Source organism: Paraburkholderia antibiotica (assembly GCF_012927125.1).
Lineage (GTDB): Bacteria > Pseudomonadota > Gammaproteobacteria > Burkholderiales > Burkholderiaceae > Paraburkholderia > Paraburkholderia antibiotica.
On sequence record NZ_JABBFZ010000032.1, the window covers coordinates 13,238 to 28,646 of the forward strand.

Below are 15,409 nucleotides of genomic sequence, written 5' to 3' on the forward strand. Positions count from 1 at the left end.
GCTTGGGGGCCGCAATTTCGTGTTCAGGGCATACGACGCTCCTCACGAGAAAATATGCCTCGCAAACCGAAGCCCCCCGGCAGATCTGCTGGCGATTCCTGCCGAACTACCTGAATAGTTCGGCAGGGGCACGATGACGGTCGCTGCGATCAATGCCACAACGCTGGCGCTCAAGACGGCCCTGATCGAGCGGGCGCTGGGCGACGAACTGAGCCATCATCCCGGCTATGCGCCAGGCGCCGTGAAGCCAGCCGTCACCAACCAGTGCAACGGCACGGGCACCAAGACCGTCCAGACCGAAGACCATAAGATTCGAGCCACGCGACCGTCATGGCAGTTTCGAACCATTGGTGATTCCCAAACACGAACGACGCTTAACTGGCTTCGATGACAAAATCGTTGCCATGTATGCCCGCGGCATGACCCTACGCGAGATTCGGGGATTTCTGCAGGAGCAATACGCCGCAGCGGTCTCGCGCGGTTTCATCAGTTCGGTCGCCGACGAGGTCCTGGACGAAGTGACTGCATGGCAGGCGCGGCCGCTTGAGCCGACGTTTCCGGTCGTGTCTGGTGGGCGCGCGCCGCTCATGACTGAAAAGCAGTCATGAAGCAATTCGCCGTCCTCTACGAAAACCCAACCGTTCAACCATCCGTGTGAATCTCAAAGCGCCGTGAACGCGGGAATGATGACGCTCCCAAACACATAAACAAACGCCCCAACGCACAGGGAAAAGCTCGCCGGAGCTTCCCCAACCATACCCTCGCATTACTTATTAACCATTCGCGCCGGCAAAGCGGCGGCGACGCGAAAGCGTGGACCGGCAACGGCACTCATGCCTGATACACCGATCAACGTCGCATTGGCTGGTACGCGCCGTCAAGGCAAATTTGACAGGAATGCTCGGTAAGGCCGAGGGCAGCTTTACGTGGCAGCAGATCGGGGAACTGGTCAGTTTCGACGTACCGCTCTGAGCATTAAACAGTTGGCGCTTTCCTTGAAGGAAATCGCGACTTGTCACCAGACACGCAAGAAGTATTCGCCGTAGTGGGCGAGCGGCTGGCGCGTCACCAGGTTTGCGCCACGGCATACGGACTTTACGCGATTCGAGATATCACAGGATCTCGCTGCCGCAACGAGCTTCGAAGTGGAGCAGATTATTAGGAAGCAAATCTCCACTCTCTTTTCAGACCAGTCGGGGAGACGCGCGCTCCGAAATCGCGTTAAGTTCGATCGGATCAACGAAACAATAAGTACCGATGGCAACTATTGGCGTTGCAGTGCGAGGCGGATGCTTCGTACTGGATGAACATCAATTGACCGATGGGGACCATATGACGCAGAGGATGCGGCCCGCAGCTGAGATAGTTGCGGAAATGAACGAGCGCTTTAGCGAAGCATTCGAGGGAGCGGACGGGCGTGAATGTCTTGTATGCCGCATAGCGTTCGGGATATTCAAGGGATTCCTGGATGTATCGTACGCCCAGACGATGCACCACCAGACCGGCGAGATGATTCCGACGAGTGCACTCAAAGCCCTCTCATCCGGCCATGAGATGCGGCAGGCAATCGGGATAACGTTCGGTTGCAAGTGCGTCTCTCGCCCTCCTGGTCGATACGATGAACGTTATATCGTTAAGGATGACGAAGGCAATCCGGTCGCGAATGTGCCATACCGCGTTCTTTCTGGTGGCAAGCAGATTCACTCCGGCGTGACAGATTCCGAAGGCATGACAGAGCGCATCGTGACCCCGCAGTTAAAGTATGTAACGCTGGAGTTGGGCAGTTGAGATATGAACAACAATGAGTACGGTTTCAGAATTCCGACTGAAGTTGAGGATGACGATTGGATCGTCGTTCATCCAGGCACATGGACGAACACGAACCCAGAATCGTTGGTGGAAGTGGTCATCAACACCACGCCGATCTGTCCAAACATGACCAATAAGGAGTTCAGAAAAGAAATCATGCGGGCGCGCGATATCGGCGTTGGTTTGGTCAAACAACGCATCAAGGCTGTTGCACTTTGGGACGAGAGCGAACAGGGGCGCGCACAAACTTTTTTCGGTCGCTCTGACATAGAACTACGAAATTATCTCAGCTTAAGACTGCCGCGCTTGCTCAAGGCAATGCAGGAACTGGTTCCGGAGAAAATCATTCGGTGGGACAGTAGAACGAGCAGGGCGCTTTCATGTGGGCGGCTCAAGCCTACTTCTCCAGATGCTCATGCTGCGGTGTGCAAGCCCGATTCTGAAAAGCGGATTATCGTTATTCATCCAGCTTTTTGTGAAAGCCCATTTGGCAGGTTGCGGGACGGATGCAAGATAAAGACCATAATCCACGAATGCACTCACTTTACGGACACGTTTAATTCGGAAGACCATATGTATGGAAATAGGGAAAGAGGAATTAGCATATGGGCGCAGCGCGAGCCTCATAAGGCAATCGAAAACGCGGATAGCATTACAGGATATATAGCAACTTTCAATGAGGAAATTTCATAATGGGAGGAGGGCTGAACTCCTGGCGCGTTGCTCTGGTCTTTGCGATAGCCTTGTCTCCGTTTTTTTGCGACGTGGCATACGCTTACCGGTCGGAGGGTAAGGTGATGGCGCCCACCACATGCCGTTTCCTGAAGAGTATGGAATTTGAGTTGCCGTTCAATACGACGTCGCTATCGAACGAAAATCTGCAAGAAATCGAAATGGCCGTGAAAGATGCAAAGAAATGGCCTCCGCCCGCTATCGGGATTCAGGCGACCGTGACGGCCGGCGCATATATTGGAGAACATGATCTGGATGTGTTGCAGAAGAACCGTGGCGAGGCGGTGGAAGCCTACCTGAGGAAGCTTGGTATCCCAAGTGAAAATATCTATGTCGATCCTGTAATCATGACGGACGATTTTTTGGTGAAACGTACTGACGGTGAACTTGCTGTTCGGCAAGTCGAGATTGAGCTAGCCCCGATTTGCAAGGGTAGTTGTCAATGGATGTGTGGCGATCCACGGCCCAAACAGGATGAGGAAGAGTGAGTGAGGGGCGGGGCGGCGAGATGAGCGTCATCCCGCTATGCGCCGGGCGGCCGTGAAGTCAGCGGCCGTCACCGACCCGCGCAACGGCACGGGCACCAAAACGGTCCTGAGCGAAATCGTTGTGGTCGCCGACGCACAAAGAAAGCCCCGCCGGGGCTTTCTTATCCGCGCTCCCGCTTATTTATTCACCATCCTGGCCGGCACGCTAATCGCCAGCAACCCACCCAGCACCATAAACGCCGCCAGCATATACATCCCCGAATCGTTAGCCGCGGTAGCCTGCTTTAACCAGCCCACCGCATAAGGGCTCAGAAAGCCGGCAAGATTTCCGATCGAGTTGATCATCGCAATCCCCGCTGCCGCACCGGTCCCCGCGAGAATCGCCGTCGGCAGACTCCAGAACAACGGCAGGGTAGTGAGGATGCCCATCGTCGCGAGCGTCAAGCCGGTCATCGCCAGCACGGTGTTATGCGCCCACACGACGGAAAGCACGAGCCCGACCGCGCCCAGAAACGCCGGCAATGCAATATGCCACCTGCGCTCGCGTGAGCGATCCGCACTGCGCGCGACAAACACCATCGCTACCACCGCCGCCGCAAACGGCACCGCCGACAGCAAGCCGATCGCAAACGCATCGGTGACGCCGGTCGATTTGATGATCGTCGGCAGCCAGAAGCTCACGCCATACAGCCCCATCACGAACGAAAAGTACGTGAGGCTCAGCATCAACACGCGCCCACTCGTGAACACTTCGCGGATCGGCATATCGTGCTTGGTCGCTTCTTCCGCCGACACCTGGCTCTCGAGCAATTGCTGCTCTTCCTTCGTCAGCCACTTGGCCTTCGAAATCCGGTCGTCGAGCATCACGAACACGACGATCCCGACAAGTACCGAAGGAATCCCTTCGAGCAGAAACAGCCACTGCCAGCCATGCCAGCCGTTCGTGCCATCGAAGTTCTTCAGGATGTACCCCGACACCGGTCCGCCGATCACACCCGACAGCGCAATCGCCGTCATGAACCAGGTCGTCATCCGTCCGCGCCGATGCGCCGGATACCAGTAGGTCAGATACAGAATGATGCCGGGGAAGAACCCGGCCTCGGCGAGCCCGAGCAGGAAGCGCATCACGTAGAACATCGTCGGCGTGGTGACTAACATCGTCAGCATCGAGATCACGCCCCACGAAATCATGATCCGCGCGATCCATACGCGCGCGCCGACCTTGTGCAAGATGACGTTGCTCGGCACTTCGAAGATGAAATAGCCGATAAAGAAAATCCCCGCGCCGAAGCCGTACACGGCATCGCTCAGGCCGAGGTCCGCGCTCATCCCCAGCTTCGCGAAGCCGACGTTCACGCGGTCCAGATACGCGACGATGTAGCAGAGCATCAACAGCGGCGCGAGCCGCCATGTGACCTTGCGATAGGTCGCCTCCTCGAAGGTCGACGGCGGCGTGCCGGCGCCGGGATGGCGAAGCGGATCTGCGGGACTAGCCATGAATGCGTCTCCTCTTTTCTTTTGAATTGAAGTACCGACGTCGGTCGATTCTAGCCGCGACCGGTCTTTTGCACGACGAATCAATAACGGGGGAAAACACTGAGTTCGCGCTGACTGCGCATTGACTGCGCATGTGTCGTGAGCGAAGGGGGCATCCAACGCCCCCTCAACCCAACGCGCGCGCAGCGCAGCTTCACTGCTACTTCACTTCATGCGTCGCTACATGTGCTGCTGCATGTGCCGCTGCATGTGCTTCTATACGCAGCGCCCGCCATCCACTTCGAGGCACACGCCGGTAATGAATTCCGCCTCGTCGGACGCGAGATACAGCGCGGCATTCGCAATATCCTGCGGCGTCGAAAATCGACCGAGCGGAATGCCGGCCAGAAATTTCTGCCGGTTCTGCGGCGTATCCTCGACGCCCATGAACTCGGATAGCAGCGCGGTTTCGCCGATCACCGGATTCACGCAGTTCACGCGAATCCGCTCCGGCCCGAGCTCGACCGCAAGCGACTTGCTCGCGACGATCACCGCGCCCTTGCTGCCGTTGTACCAGACGAGGCCCGGGCGCGGCCGCACACCCGCCGTCGACGCGATATTGATGAAGCTGCCGCCGCCTTGCTCGCGGAAATACGGCACGAACTCCTGCACGCTCCAGTAGATGCTCTTTACGTTCACCGCATAGACGCGGTCGAACTCGGCCTCGCTCACTTCGAGCACCGGCTTGTTGCGATGCGTGGTGCCCGCGTTGTTGACGACGATCTGCACGCTGCCGAAATCGTCGAGCGCGGCTTCGCGCAGCGCGCGCCAATCATCGCGTTGCGCGACGTTGCCCGCCACCGCGATCGCCTTGCCGCCCGCCAGCGCGATCTCGCTCGCGACGCGTTCGGCGGCCGGCCCATTGAGGTCGTTGACCACGACGTTCGCGCCTTCGCGCGCAAAGGTCTTCGCGATGCCTTCGCCGAAACCCGAACCGCCGCCCGTGACGATGGCCGTTTTACCTGTCAAGCGCATGTTGTCTCCGTTGTTCGTGATGGATAGAGCGATGCGTTGTTGCGTGTCGCGTGATGCATGCACGGCTCGCGTCGATTGCACTGAGCGTGCTGAGCTGGTTGCTCGTGCTGCTCGCGTTGCTGGCAAACCGAGCCAAGCCGAGCCGCGCCGTACTGTGCCGTGCGATCCGCTAGCCGTGCCGGATCGCGATCGTCTTCAGCACCGTGAAGCCGTACAGCGCCTCGAAGCCTTTCTCGCGGCCATGCCCCGAATGCCTGACGCCGCCGAACGGCAACTCGACGCCGCCGCCCGCGCCATAGTTGTTGATGAACACCTGGCCCGAGCGCACGCGTCGCGCGAGCCGCATCTGACGCGCGCCGTCGCGAGTCCAGATGCCGGCGACGAGTCCGTACTGCGTGCCGTTCGCGAGCGCGAGCGCCTCGTCTTCGTCGCGAAACGACATCGCGGCAAGCACCGGGCCGAACACTTCCTCGCGCGCGAGGCGGTGGTTCGCGGGCACGTCGCGCAGCAACGTGGGGGCCTGATAGAAGCCGCTTTCGGGCGCTTCGGGAATCACTTCACCGTGCGCGGCCATCGTGATGCCGTCGTGCTGCGCATCCGATAGAAAATCCCACACGCGTTGCTGCTGCTTCGCGCTGATCAGCGGCCCGCAGTCGAGATCGGCTTGCGACGGTCCGACACGCAGCGCCTGGAACGCATTGCTGAGCCGGTCGAGCAGCGGTTCGTAAATTGCCCGGTCGATCAGCACGCGGCTGCCCGCCGAGCAGGTTTGTCCGGCGTTCTGCACGATCGCGGCGATCAGCACCGGCAGCGCGGCCTCGAGATCGGCGTCGGCGAACACGATTTGCGGCGACTTGCCGCCGAGTTCGAGCGTGACCGGCACGTGGTTTTCGGCGGCCATCTGCGTGACGAGCTTGCCGGTGTCGGGCGAGCCGGTGAACGAGATGTGATCGATGCCCGGATGACGCGCGAGCGCCGCGCCCGCTTCGTGTCCGTAGCCGGTCACGATGTTCAGCGCGCCCGGCGGCAGGCCGGCCTCAGCGGCGAGTTCGGCGACGCGCAGCACGGAGAGGCACGCGTCCTCGGCCGGTTTGACGACGCACGCGTTGCCGGTCGCGAGCGCCGCGCCGACGCTGCGTCCGAAAATCTGCATCGGATAATTCCACGGCACGATGTGGCCGGTCACGCCGTGCGGCTCGCGGATCGTCAGCACCGTGTAGCCCGCCTGATAGGGCAGCGTTTCGCCGTGCAGCTTGTCGGCCGCGCCGGCGTAGAACTCGAAATAGCGGGTGAGGGCGGCGGCGTCGGCGCGCGCCTGCCTGAGCGGCTTGCCGGTGTCGCGCGCTTCGAGTTGCGCGAGGTCTTCCTGGCGCGCGGCGACCAGCATCGATAGCCGGTACAGCACGCGGCCGCGCTCGGCGGCGCTCAGCGCGCCCCATGCGCCGTCGAACGCGCGGCGCGCCGCGTGCACGGCCGTGTCGATATCGGCCTCGGTGCCGCGCGCGATGCGCGTGAACGGCTGGCCGTCCGACGGATCGAGCACGGCGATCGTGTCGCCGCCGGATGCGGCGCACCACTCGCCGCCGATGAAATGCCGGGCTTCTTCCATGCATGCTCCTTGAAGGTGGCGCGCGGCCGGCGTGCGGCGGCGCGGATTCGAAGGGGAGACACAAAACTGGAAACGCTAGCGAGCGTCGTCGGACGATTATCGCGCCGATCCGACACGGGATGCCACCGGTCGATTGGCTATAATGGCGCATTCCGCACGGTCCGGTGCGCGGCCTCATCGTTGGGGCCAGTGGGTTTCAGGGCTCGACAGTCGACGTTCGCGGTTCGCGAGCCGTCTGCATCGTGTCCGCCGCCCCGCGCGCCGTTCGCCGCATTCCGACTTCCATCCCGTTCAGAGAGCGCTCATGAGCTTCAATCACGTTCCCGCAGGCAAAGACCTTCCGCACGATTTCAACGTCATCATCGAAATCCCGGCGCAAAGCGACCCGGTGAAGTACGAAGCCGACAAGGATATGGGCCTGCTCGTCGTCGACCGTTTTATCGGCACCGGCATGCGCTATCCGGCCAACTACGGCTTCATCCCGCAGACGCTGTCGGGCGACGGCGACCCGGTCGACGTGCTGGTGATCACGCCGTTCCCGCTGCTGGCCGGCTCGGTCGTGCGTGCTCGCGCACTCGGCATGCTGCAGATGACCGACGAATCGGGCGTCGACGCGAAGCTGATCGCCGTGCCGCACGACAAGATCTGCCCGATGACGGCAAACCTGAAGTCGGTCGACGACGTGCCGGCTTACCTGAAGGACCAGATCAAGCACTTCTTCGAGCAATACAAGGCGCTCGAGAAGGGCAAGTGGGTGAAGGTCGAAGGCTGGGCGGACGTCGATGCCGCGCACAAGGAAATCAGCGAAGGCGTCGCGAACTACAAGAAGTAAGCGTGCCGCGGGTCGATTAGCCCGCTGGCGCCACAGCGTCAAAAGCACGAAAAAAACCGCGCGAGCCCGCAAGGGCCGCGCGGTTTTTCGTTATGAGCCGAAGGCTGCGAAACCGCTCTGCCGGTTTCGCGCGACGCCCGCTTAGGCCACCGTGATGGTCGGATCCCACCAGAAGTAGCCGTACAGGTCTTGCCGCTGGCCGTCGTCCGACAGCGTGTACAGCGCGAAGCACACGCCGAAGCCTTCCGTGCCGCTCTGGCGGACCGTCGCTTCGAGCACCGAGAAGTTCGTCGGCACGTGCAGCGCCGGCAGGCCGTCGCGGGTGTCCGAGTTCGGATTCGGCTGGACCGCTTCCTTCTTCACGTACACGTTCGCATTGAACTGGTTGAAGACGTCGGTGCCCGAAAACTTCTGGATCTTGTAGATGATCACGGCATCGTTCGCGTTGTTGTATGCCGACGTGCCGACGAAGCGCACCGAATCTTCGACGTAAGCGCGGAAGCTCAGATCGCCGGTGCCCTGGCCGCTGATAATGCCGCGCGAACCCGTGCAGATCATGAATTTATTGCTGTGATCGAGACCGGTCGGAGCGTTTTTATCCTGACTCGGCGTGCGGCTCGGGCTGCTTTTATTCCAGTAATTCTTGATGGTTTCCGTGTCGATAACCGTGAGGATGTCGATTTTCTGCGCAGCCGCCAACAATTTAACGTCGCTCATTTGCAATCTCCGTCTCGTGTGATTTTCAATCGGGAACATCTCGGTGCACGTTCTGCGTGCACCGGTAATGTCCTCTTATTTCGCAGATTGCGTACCTAGCGAAATAAATAGGTTGACACTGCGAGTCGCTATGCAGGGAGATTAAATATTAAAATCAATTAAAAATGCGGCGAGAATATCGTGTTTTAGCGATTCACTAAACAGGCGTGTAAAAGCCGGTTATTCCAGGTGGGTGCGGTGCGGCGGCTCAACGGTTGCGCTCAGGCGGCAGCGGTAATAGCCGTACAGCCGCTGGGTCTGGCCGTCGTCGGACAATGTATAAAGCGCGAATTTAAAATCGATGTGTTGTGTGCCGTAATCCTGGATTCTGGAATTGAGGTGTGAGAAATGGGACGTGGTTTCAATGGCGGGTAAGCCGTCGTAATTTTCCGAATCAGGATTCGGCTCAACCGAGCATCTTCTTGTCACAAATTTCTGTCTGAACGGATGAAATATATGGGATCGGCCGGATGGATGTGCGTTATATAAAATAACGGCGTCGTTTGAATTATGGGTGGCGGATGTTCCTGTCAATGAAATGGCATCGCCGGTTTTTGCTTCAAACTTCAGTTTTCCAGAGTTGCTGCATAAACCGGCGCCAATCAGAAACAGGTGGTCCGGTTTGATGGCGGTGGGATGTAAAACGTCCGGATTAGGTTCGTAACTATGCTTGATGTATTGCGTATCGATTACGGCTAGCAGATTAATCGTGCGTGAAAGCGGCGGGGTGGCAGTGACGGATTCCATGGGACACCTTTTGCGGTTATGTCGCGCTCGGAAGAAGGATGGGATTTCGATCATGCAGATGCGTCGGCACGCGTATCGATAAGAACGCCGAATGCGGGTCGCGGTCAAGAGGCAAAGGCAGGGATTAAGGAAGGGGCGTGCTCGCATAACCCGAATGCATCGCCGCGATGAACCGAACGCATTTTTATATTTAGGTAGAAACCCTTATCATTCGCCGCACCCTATCGCGCGTACAACCAATTCACGCATCTTCGCGCGCCCATCAATTCATACACGCACTGTCCGGATGATGAACCGCAGCAAGTCCCACTCGACATCGCCGCGCTGGTCGACCCGGCTGCATTCGGTCGTCACCGCGATCTATCGCAAGCGGCCGGTCTGGATGGTGTCGTTTGCGGCGAGCGAGGCGAATCTGTCGGAAGGGTTAAGGGCCGCGTGCGCGTCGACGGCAATGCTCGCGCTCGGCAACCTGCTGCACGATCCGGTCTTCGCGTGGGCCGCGATCGGCGCGTTCTGGACCTGTCTCGCCGATGCGGGCGGCTCGAACCGCGCGCGCTTCATGTCGATGATGGGCTTCGCGTTGCTGTCCACGCTATGCGGCGGCGTCACCGCCTTCGCGTCCGCGCAGGGTGCCGTGTTCGCCGCGCTAGCGGTGCTCGCGTTCACGACGCTCGGCGCGTTCGGCCGCATCTGGGGCGCGGCGACCTCGCAGGTGACGATTCTCGCGGCGACCGCATGCGTGGTGATGGTCGATCGGCCGATGCACGATACGCGTGCGGGTCTCGCGTTTCTCGGCGTCTATCTGCTCGGCTGTCTGTTCGCAGTGGCGCTGAGTCTGACGCTCTGGCGCATTCATCCGTTCGGCGCGAGCCGCGCGTCGTTGCGCGCGGTGTATCTGCGTCTCGCTGACGTCGCGTTCGATAGCGCGCGCCTCGTCGAACGTCGCGCGGCGCCGCGCGAATGGGCGTCGCATGCCGCGCAGTTTCGCGCCGACGCACGCGCCGCGCTCGAACGTTCGCGCGATGCGCTCGCGAACGTGCCCGCGTCGAAAGCCGGCGGCGCGGCGGCTTACGACACGCTGCTCGGCCTGTTGACCGACGGCGAGGCCTTGTTCGCGTATCTGATCGCGGTGTCGGGCGCGGCCGAGAAAGTGCCCGAGGACCCGCATCGTTCGCAACGCGCGGCGCGCTTGCTGGGCGCGATCGGCGAAGTGCTGCGCGACATTGGCACCGCGGCGGGCGATGCGCGCTGGCCGCGTCTCGCGGATTTGCAGGCACGCTTGCGACGTTTCGCGCATCGGCTCGAAAGCGCGTTGCTCGAACCGGTGAAGCTGCAATCCGGTTTCGAACTGGTCGACTTTGCGCCGCGCGAGGTGCACGCCGAGCCGTGGCATGCGTGTGTCGCGCGTTACGCGGCGCGAGCATGGTCGACGCTGAAGGCGAATCTGTCGTGGCAGTCGGTCGGCTTGCGCCATGCGGCGCGCGTCGGCGTGACGACGACGGCGGGCTTTGTCGTGATTCGCGCGCTCGGTTTGCCGTTCGGCTACTGGGCCACGATGGCGACGCTGCTGATCTTGCAGCCGTCGATTGCGGCGACGTGGCCGCGCAGCATCGAGCGCGCGGCGGGCAGCATCGTCGGCGGCGTGCTGGCGGCGGCGATCGGCTATGCGATTCATTCGCCGCTCGGCATTTCGCTCGCGGTGTTCCCGCTCGTGATGGCGACGATGGCGCTGCGCCCGGTCAGCTACAGCCTGTTCGTGCTGTTCCTGACGCCGGCCTTCGTGCTCGTCGCCGACTTCGCGACGCCGGGCGCCAACGAGTTTTCGTTCGCGCTGACGCGGCTCGGCAACAACGTGCTCGGCTGCGTGCTCGCGCTGCTCGCGACCTTCCTGCTGTGGCCGACGCGCGAGAAGCTCGACCTGCGCGTGTATCTCGGCGACGCGGTGCGCGCGAATCTCGCGTATCTGCGCGCGTCGCTCGATGCGCCGCGACATGGCAGCAAGGAGATCGAGCGTCTGCGACGCGCGGCGGGGCTTACCAGCAACAACGCGGAGGAGGCGCTCGGCCGCGTGCGGCTCGAAAAGCTCGAAGACTCGATGGCCGACACGGTGACGTTGACGGTACTGAGCCTGCTGCGCCGGATGGCGGGCACGGCGACGCAGTTGCGCCTGAGCGCGAACCGGCGCGACATGCATGTGGAACTCGACGAATGGGTCGCGGCGATGAGCGAGGGGATCGAAGCCGCGTTGAATCGGACCTTGCTGCCGATGCGACTCGAACTACCCGCGCGCGAGCAGTTGACGTCGCTGGAAGTGGATGTGGTGGGCGAACTTGCGCGCGTGCATCGGCTGTTGACGGAACGGATGCGCGAGGCGCGGGGGTAGGGCGCGCGATACGTGGACACGATATGTGGACACGACGGGTGCCGCGGAAAGGACGACGTTACTCGGCCACGTTACTCAGCCGGCGCTGCGGCGCCGTCGTCGCTACCGTCGCTTGCCGCTTCGCCGGCATCCACCGCTACCACCGGCAACACCGACTCCAACGAAAACACCCCCGCCGCGAGCGCCCATTTGTCCGTCGGCGTGAGCCGCTTGACCCAATACTCGGCCTTCGACGCGCTCGACCGATCCGCCAGTTCGAACGACGCCAGCACCCGCACCGGTTTGCGCGAGCGCGTATAACGCGCGCCCGTGCCGTTCACGTGTTTGTCGAAGCGCGCGGCGACATCGGTCGCGATGCCGGTATAGACGCTGCCGTCCGAGCATTCGAGTAGATAGAGAAACCACGCCATAACCGCGCTGCCAGCCCCTAGCTCTTGAACGGATTGTGATCGCGCAGCTCGTCCACGTACGCGTGGATGCTGTTCTTTTCGTTGTCGAGGAAATGGCCGACCGCATCGGCGAAAGCCGGATGCGCGAGCCAGTGCGTCGAACGCGTGACCGTCGGCAGAAACCCGCGCGCCATCTTGTGCTCGCCTTGCGCGCCGCCTTCGAATACGCCGAGCTTTTCCTCGATGCAGAATTCGAGCGGCTGATAGTACGCGGTTTCGAAGTGCAGGCACGGCACGTGTTCGAGCGCGCCCCAGTAGCGGCCGTACAGCGTGCCGCCGGTCTTCGCGTCGCGCTGATAGACGACCAGCGAACTCGCGATCGGCTTGCCTTCGTATTCGGCGATCACGAGCAGCAGATTCTCGGGCATCGACGCGCCGATCATGCGGAAAAAGTCGAGGTTCAGATACGGACTCGAAAAATGCTCGCGGTAAGTCTGCCGATAGCACTTGCTGAAGAAGCGCCAGTCGGCATCCGTGATGTCTTCGCCGCGAATGCGCCGCAGCGTGACGCCCGCATCGCGCACCTTGCGACGTTCGGCGCGGATGTTCTTGCGCTTCTTCTGTTCGAGCGTCGACAGAAAGTCTTCGAAGTCGCGATAGCCGTCGTTGAGCCAGTGGAACTGCACGCCTTCGCGTTGCATCATGCCGATGTCGGTGAGCGCCTCGGCTTCCGTTTGAGTCGGAAACAGCACATGCAGCGACGACACCTCGGCCTGCTCGGCGAACGCCATCAACGTGGCCGCGAGATGGCGCAACGCGTGCTCGTCGGTCGAGAGCAGGCGGTTGCCTTGCACCGGCGTGAACGGCACCGCGCACAGCAGCTTCGGATAGTAGGGCAGGCCGTTGCGCTTATACGCGTCGGCCCACGCCCAGTCGAACACGTACTCGCCGTACGAGTGACCCTTCAGATAGACGGGCGCGGCCGCCGCGAGCTTGCCGGTGCGCGCGTCGGTCAGCGTGACGAATTGCGGCGCCCAACCGGTGTCGGGGACCGCGCATTGCGTCGCGCTGAGCGCGCTCAGAAACTCGTGCCGCAAAAACGGCGTGGGCTGCGGCTGTTGCGCGAGAAGGGCGTTCCACTCGGCGGCGTCCACCTCGGAGGGCGACGCCAGAATGCCCGTGCGATAATCGATGCGTTGCTGGTTCAATCTAGGTGACTGTTTGCAATGAGCGGCGCGGCTTTGAAGATGCTCGGGCCACGTCGTTCGTTAAGTTCGTTTATCCGGTGTGTCCAATCCGTCGCGCCCTTTAGCCGCGGTACCCGCGAGCCGTGAAGGCTTGCCTGTCGATCCTGCCATGAAGACCCGAATCGCTCTTGCTCAAATCAATGTCACTGTCGGCGACTTCGCCGGCAACGTCGCGAAGATCGTCGCCGCCGCGCGTGCCGCGCACAGCGATGGTGCGAAGCTGCTGGTCGCGCCCGAACTCGCGCTGTCGGGTTATCCGCCCGAAGACCTGCTGCTGCGTCCCGCGTTCTATACCGCGAGCGCCGCGGCGCTCGCCGATCTCGCCGCGCAGCTGAAGCCGTTCACGGGGCTGCATGTGATCGTCGGTCATCCGCTGCGGGACGCTGCTCATAACGCGGCGAATGGCCATGGTAATGCAAACGCGCCGATCGAGCGCGGTGTGCCACCGGTCGATACGTTCAACGCGGCGTCGTTGATCGTCGACGGCGAGGTGAAGGGCACTTATCGCAAGCAGGATCTGCCGAATACCGAGGTGTTCGACGAGAAGCGCTACTTCGCGGCCGACCCGCAACCGTTCGTGTTCGAACTCGACGGTATCAGATACGGCGTCGTGATCTGCGAGGACGCGTGGCATGCATCGGCCGCGCAGATGGCGAAGGCCGCCGGCGCGCAGGTGCTGCTGATTCCGAACGGCTCGCCGTATCACCTGAACAAGGAAGCGGTGCGCTTCGACATTCTGCGCGCGCGGATTCGCGAGACCGGCATTCCGATGGTCTACGTGAACATGGTCGGCGGCCAGGACGAACTCGTGTTCGACGGCGGTTCGTTCGTGCTCGACGCGCAGGGCGAGCTGGTCGCGAAGCTCGCGCAGTTCGAGGAAGCGACGGCGATCGTCGAGTTCGACAACGGCAAGCCGTTGCCGGCGGCGATCGCGCCGGAGCAGTCGATCGAGGCGCAGGTGTACGCGGCGCTCGTGATGGGCGTGCGCGACTATATCGGCAAGAACGGCTTCCCAGGCGCGTTGATCGGTTTGTCGGGCGGCGTCGATTCGGCGCTCGTGCTGGCGGTCGCCTGCGATGCGCTCGGCGCCGACAAGGTGCGCGCGGTGATGATGCCGTCGCGCTACACGGCGGACATTTCGACTACCGACGCCGCCGAGATGGCGCGCCGCGTCGGTGTGCGCTATGACGAGATCGCGATCGCGCCGATGTTCGACGCGTTCCGCGGCTCGCTCGCCGAAGAATTCGCGGGCCGTGCCGAAGACGCGACCGAAGAGAACATCCAGGCGCGCATTCGCGGCACGCTGCTGATGGCGCTGTCGAACAAGTTTGGCTCGATCGTGCTGACCACCGGCAACAAGAGCGAGATGGCGGTCGGCTACTGCACGCTGTACGGCGACATGGCCGGCGGCTTCGCGGTCATCAAAGATATTGCCAAGACGCTCGTGTACCGGCTGTGCCGCTATCGCAACGAGGCCACCACGTTCGCGACGCGCGACGTGATTCCCGAGCGCATTCTGACGCGCGCGCCGTCGGCGGAGTTGCGCGAGAACCAGACCGACCAGGACAGCCTGCCCGAATACGACATACTCGACGCGATCATGCGCATGTACATGGAAGAGGATCGTTCGCTCGCGGAGATCGTCGCGGCGGGCTACAAGGCCGACGACGTGAAGCGCGTCACGCGCCTCATCAAGATCAACGAGTACAAGCGTCGTCAGGCGCCGATCGGTATTCGCGTCACGCACCGCGCGTTCGGTCGCGACTGGCGTTATCCGATCACGTCGCGCTATACCGAGCCGGTGGAGTGAGACACGGCGGCACAATAGTTGCCGCTATTTCGTCGTCGCCGTCGCCAGCGCGTTGGCGACGGCCCGGCCCGAGCGTCGTCGAGCATGCGCGTGTCC

The 15,409-nt window shown here is 61.7% G+C and carries 13 protein-coding genes and 1 pseudogene; 7 read left to right on the forward strand and 7 right to left on the reverse strand.

Annotation, left to right across the window (positions count from 1 at the left end):
* Window positions 1-54: 54 nt before the first annotated feature.
* The 4 genes and pseudogenes from HHL14_RS30755 to HHL14_RS30770 all read left to right on the forward strand — a co-directional run.
* Window positions 55-566: pseudogene (locus tag HHL14_RS30755) on the forward strand (transposase); the annotation flags it as partial.
* 691 nt (window positions 567-1,257) lie between these two features.
* A complete protein-coding gene (locus tag HHL14_RS30760) occupies window positions 1,258-1,788 on the forward strand; it encodes a hypothetical protein (RefSeq protein ID WP_169501372.1) in 531 nt (176 codons plus the stop codon).
* 3 nt (window positions 1,789-1,791) lie between these two features.
* Entirely contained in the window at window positions 1,792-2,502 is a 711-nt protein-coding gene (locus HHL14_RS30765; RefSeq protein ID WP_169501373.1) for a M35 family metallo-endopeptidase, read from the forward strand.
* Window positions 2,503-2,606: 104 nt separating this feature from the next.
* Window positions 2,607-3,029: a hypothetical protein gene (locus HHL14_RS30770; RefSeq protein WP_230413284.1), complete on the forward strand. Its 423-nt coding sequence runs from the start codon at window positions 2,607-2,609 to the stop codon at window positions 3,027-3,029.
* Window positions 3,030-3,206: 177 nt separating this feature from the next.
* Here HHL14_RS30770 and HHL14_RS30775 read toward each other — a convergent pair whose 3' ends face one another.
* The 3 genes from HHL14_RS30775 to HHL14_RS30785 form a co-directional block, all read right to left on the reverse strand.
* Window positions 3,207-4,526, reverse strand: a complete 1,320-nt coding sequence (locus HHL14_RS30775) for an MFS transporter (RefSeq protein ID WP_169501374.1) — start codon at window positions 4,524-4,526, stop codon at window positions 3,207-3,209.
* A 255-nt stretch (window positions 4,527-4,781) separates the two neighbouring features.
* Window positions 4,782-5,540 carry an SDR family oxidoreductase gene (locus tag HHL14_RS30780; protein WP_169501375.1) on the reverse strand — a complete coding sequence of 253 codons (759 nt, stop codon included), beginning with the start codon at window positions 5,538-5,540 and terminating at the stop codon, window positions 4,782-4,784.
* Window positions 5,541-5,709: 169 nt separating this feature from the next.
* Entirely contained in the window at window positions 5,710-7,149 is a 1,440-nt protein-coding gene (locus tag HHL14_RS30785) for an aldehyde dehydrogenase family protein (RefSeq protein ID WP_169501376.1), read from the reverse strand.
* Window positions 7,150-7,453: 304 nt separating this feature from the next.
* Between HHL14_RS30785 and ppa the strand changes: the two genes are divergently transcribed.
* Window positions 7,454-7,981 (forward strand): inorganic diphosphatase, encoded by a 528-nt coding sequence (ppa, locus tag HHL14_RS30790; protein ID WP_169501377.1) that lies wholly within the window; start codon window positions 7,454-7,456, stop codon window positions 7,979-7,981.
* Between the two features lie 141 nt (window positions 7,982-8,122).
* On the opposite strand, the gene HHL14_RS30795 is transcribed toward ppa, so the two are convergent.
* On the reverse strand, window positions 8,123-8,698 hold the full coding sequence (locus HHL14_RS30795; protein ID WP_169501378.1) for an inclusion body family protein: 576 nt from the start codon (window positions 8,696-8,698) through the stop codon (window positions 8,123-8,125).
* 219 nt (window positions 8,699-8,917) lie between these two features.
* The gene (locus tag HHL14_RS30800) at window positions 8,918-9,484 is read right to left on the reverse strand and encodes an AidA/PixA family protein (protein WP_169501379.1); all 567 of its coding nucleotides are present in this window, start codon (window positions 9,482-9,484) and stop codon (window positions 8,918-8,920) included.
* Window positions 9,485-9,770: 286 nt separating this feature from the next.
* Here HHL14_RS30800 and HHL14_RS30805 point away from each other — a divergent pair, with 286 nt between their 5' ends.
* Window positions 9,771-11,867, forward strand: coding sequence for an FUSC family protein (locus tag HHL14_RS30805; protein WP_169501380.1), 2,097 nt, complete (start codon window positions 9,771-9,773; stop codon window positions 11,865-11,867).
* Window positions 11,868-11,938: 71 nt separating this feature from the next.
* Here HHL14_RS30805 and HHL14_RS30810 read toward each other — a convergent pair whose 3' ends face one another.
* On the reverse strand, window positions 11,939-12,277 hold the full coding sequence (locus HHL14_RS30810) for a GIY-YIG nuclease family protein (protein WP_169501381.1): 339 nt from the start codon (window positions 12,275-12,277) through the stop codon (window positions 11,939-11,941).
* A gap of 17 nt (window positions 12,278-12,294) precedes the next feature.
* Window positions 12,295-13,464, reverse strand: a complete 1,170-nt coding sequence (locus tag HHL14_RS30815) for a GNAT family N-acetyltransferase (RefSeq protein WP_169501382.1) — start codon at window positions 13,462-13,464, stop codon at window positions 12,295-12,297.
* A 148-nt stretch (window positions 13,465-13,612) separates the two neighbouring features.
* Between HHL14_RS30815 and HHL14_RS30820 the strand changes: the two genes are divergently transcribed.
* On the forward strand, window positions 13,613-15,313 hold the full coding sequence (locus HHL14_RS30820; RefSeq protein WP_169501383.1) for an NAD+ synthase: 1,701 nt from the start codon (window positions 13,613-13,615) through the stop codon (window positions 15,311-15,313).
* The last annotated feature ends 96 nt before the right edge of the window (window positions 15,314-15,409 follow it).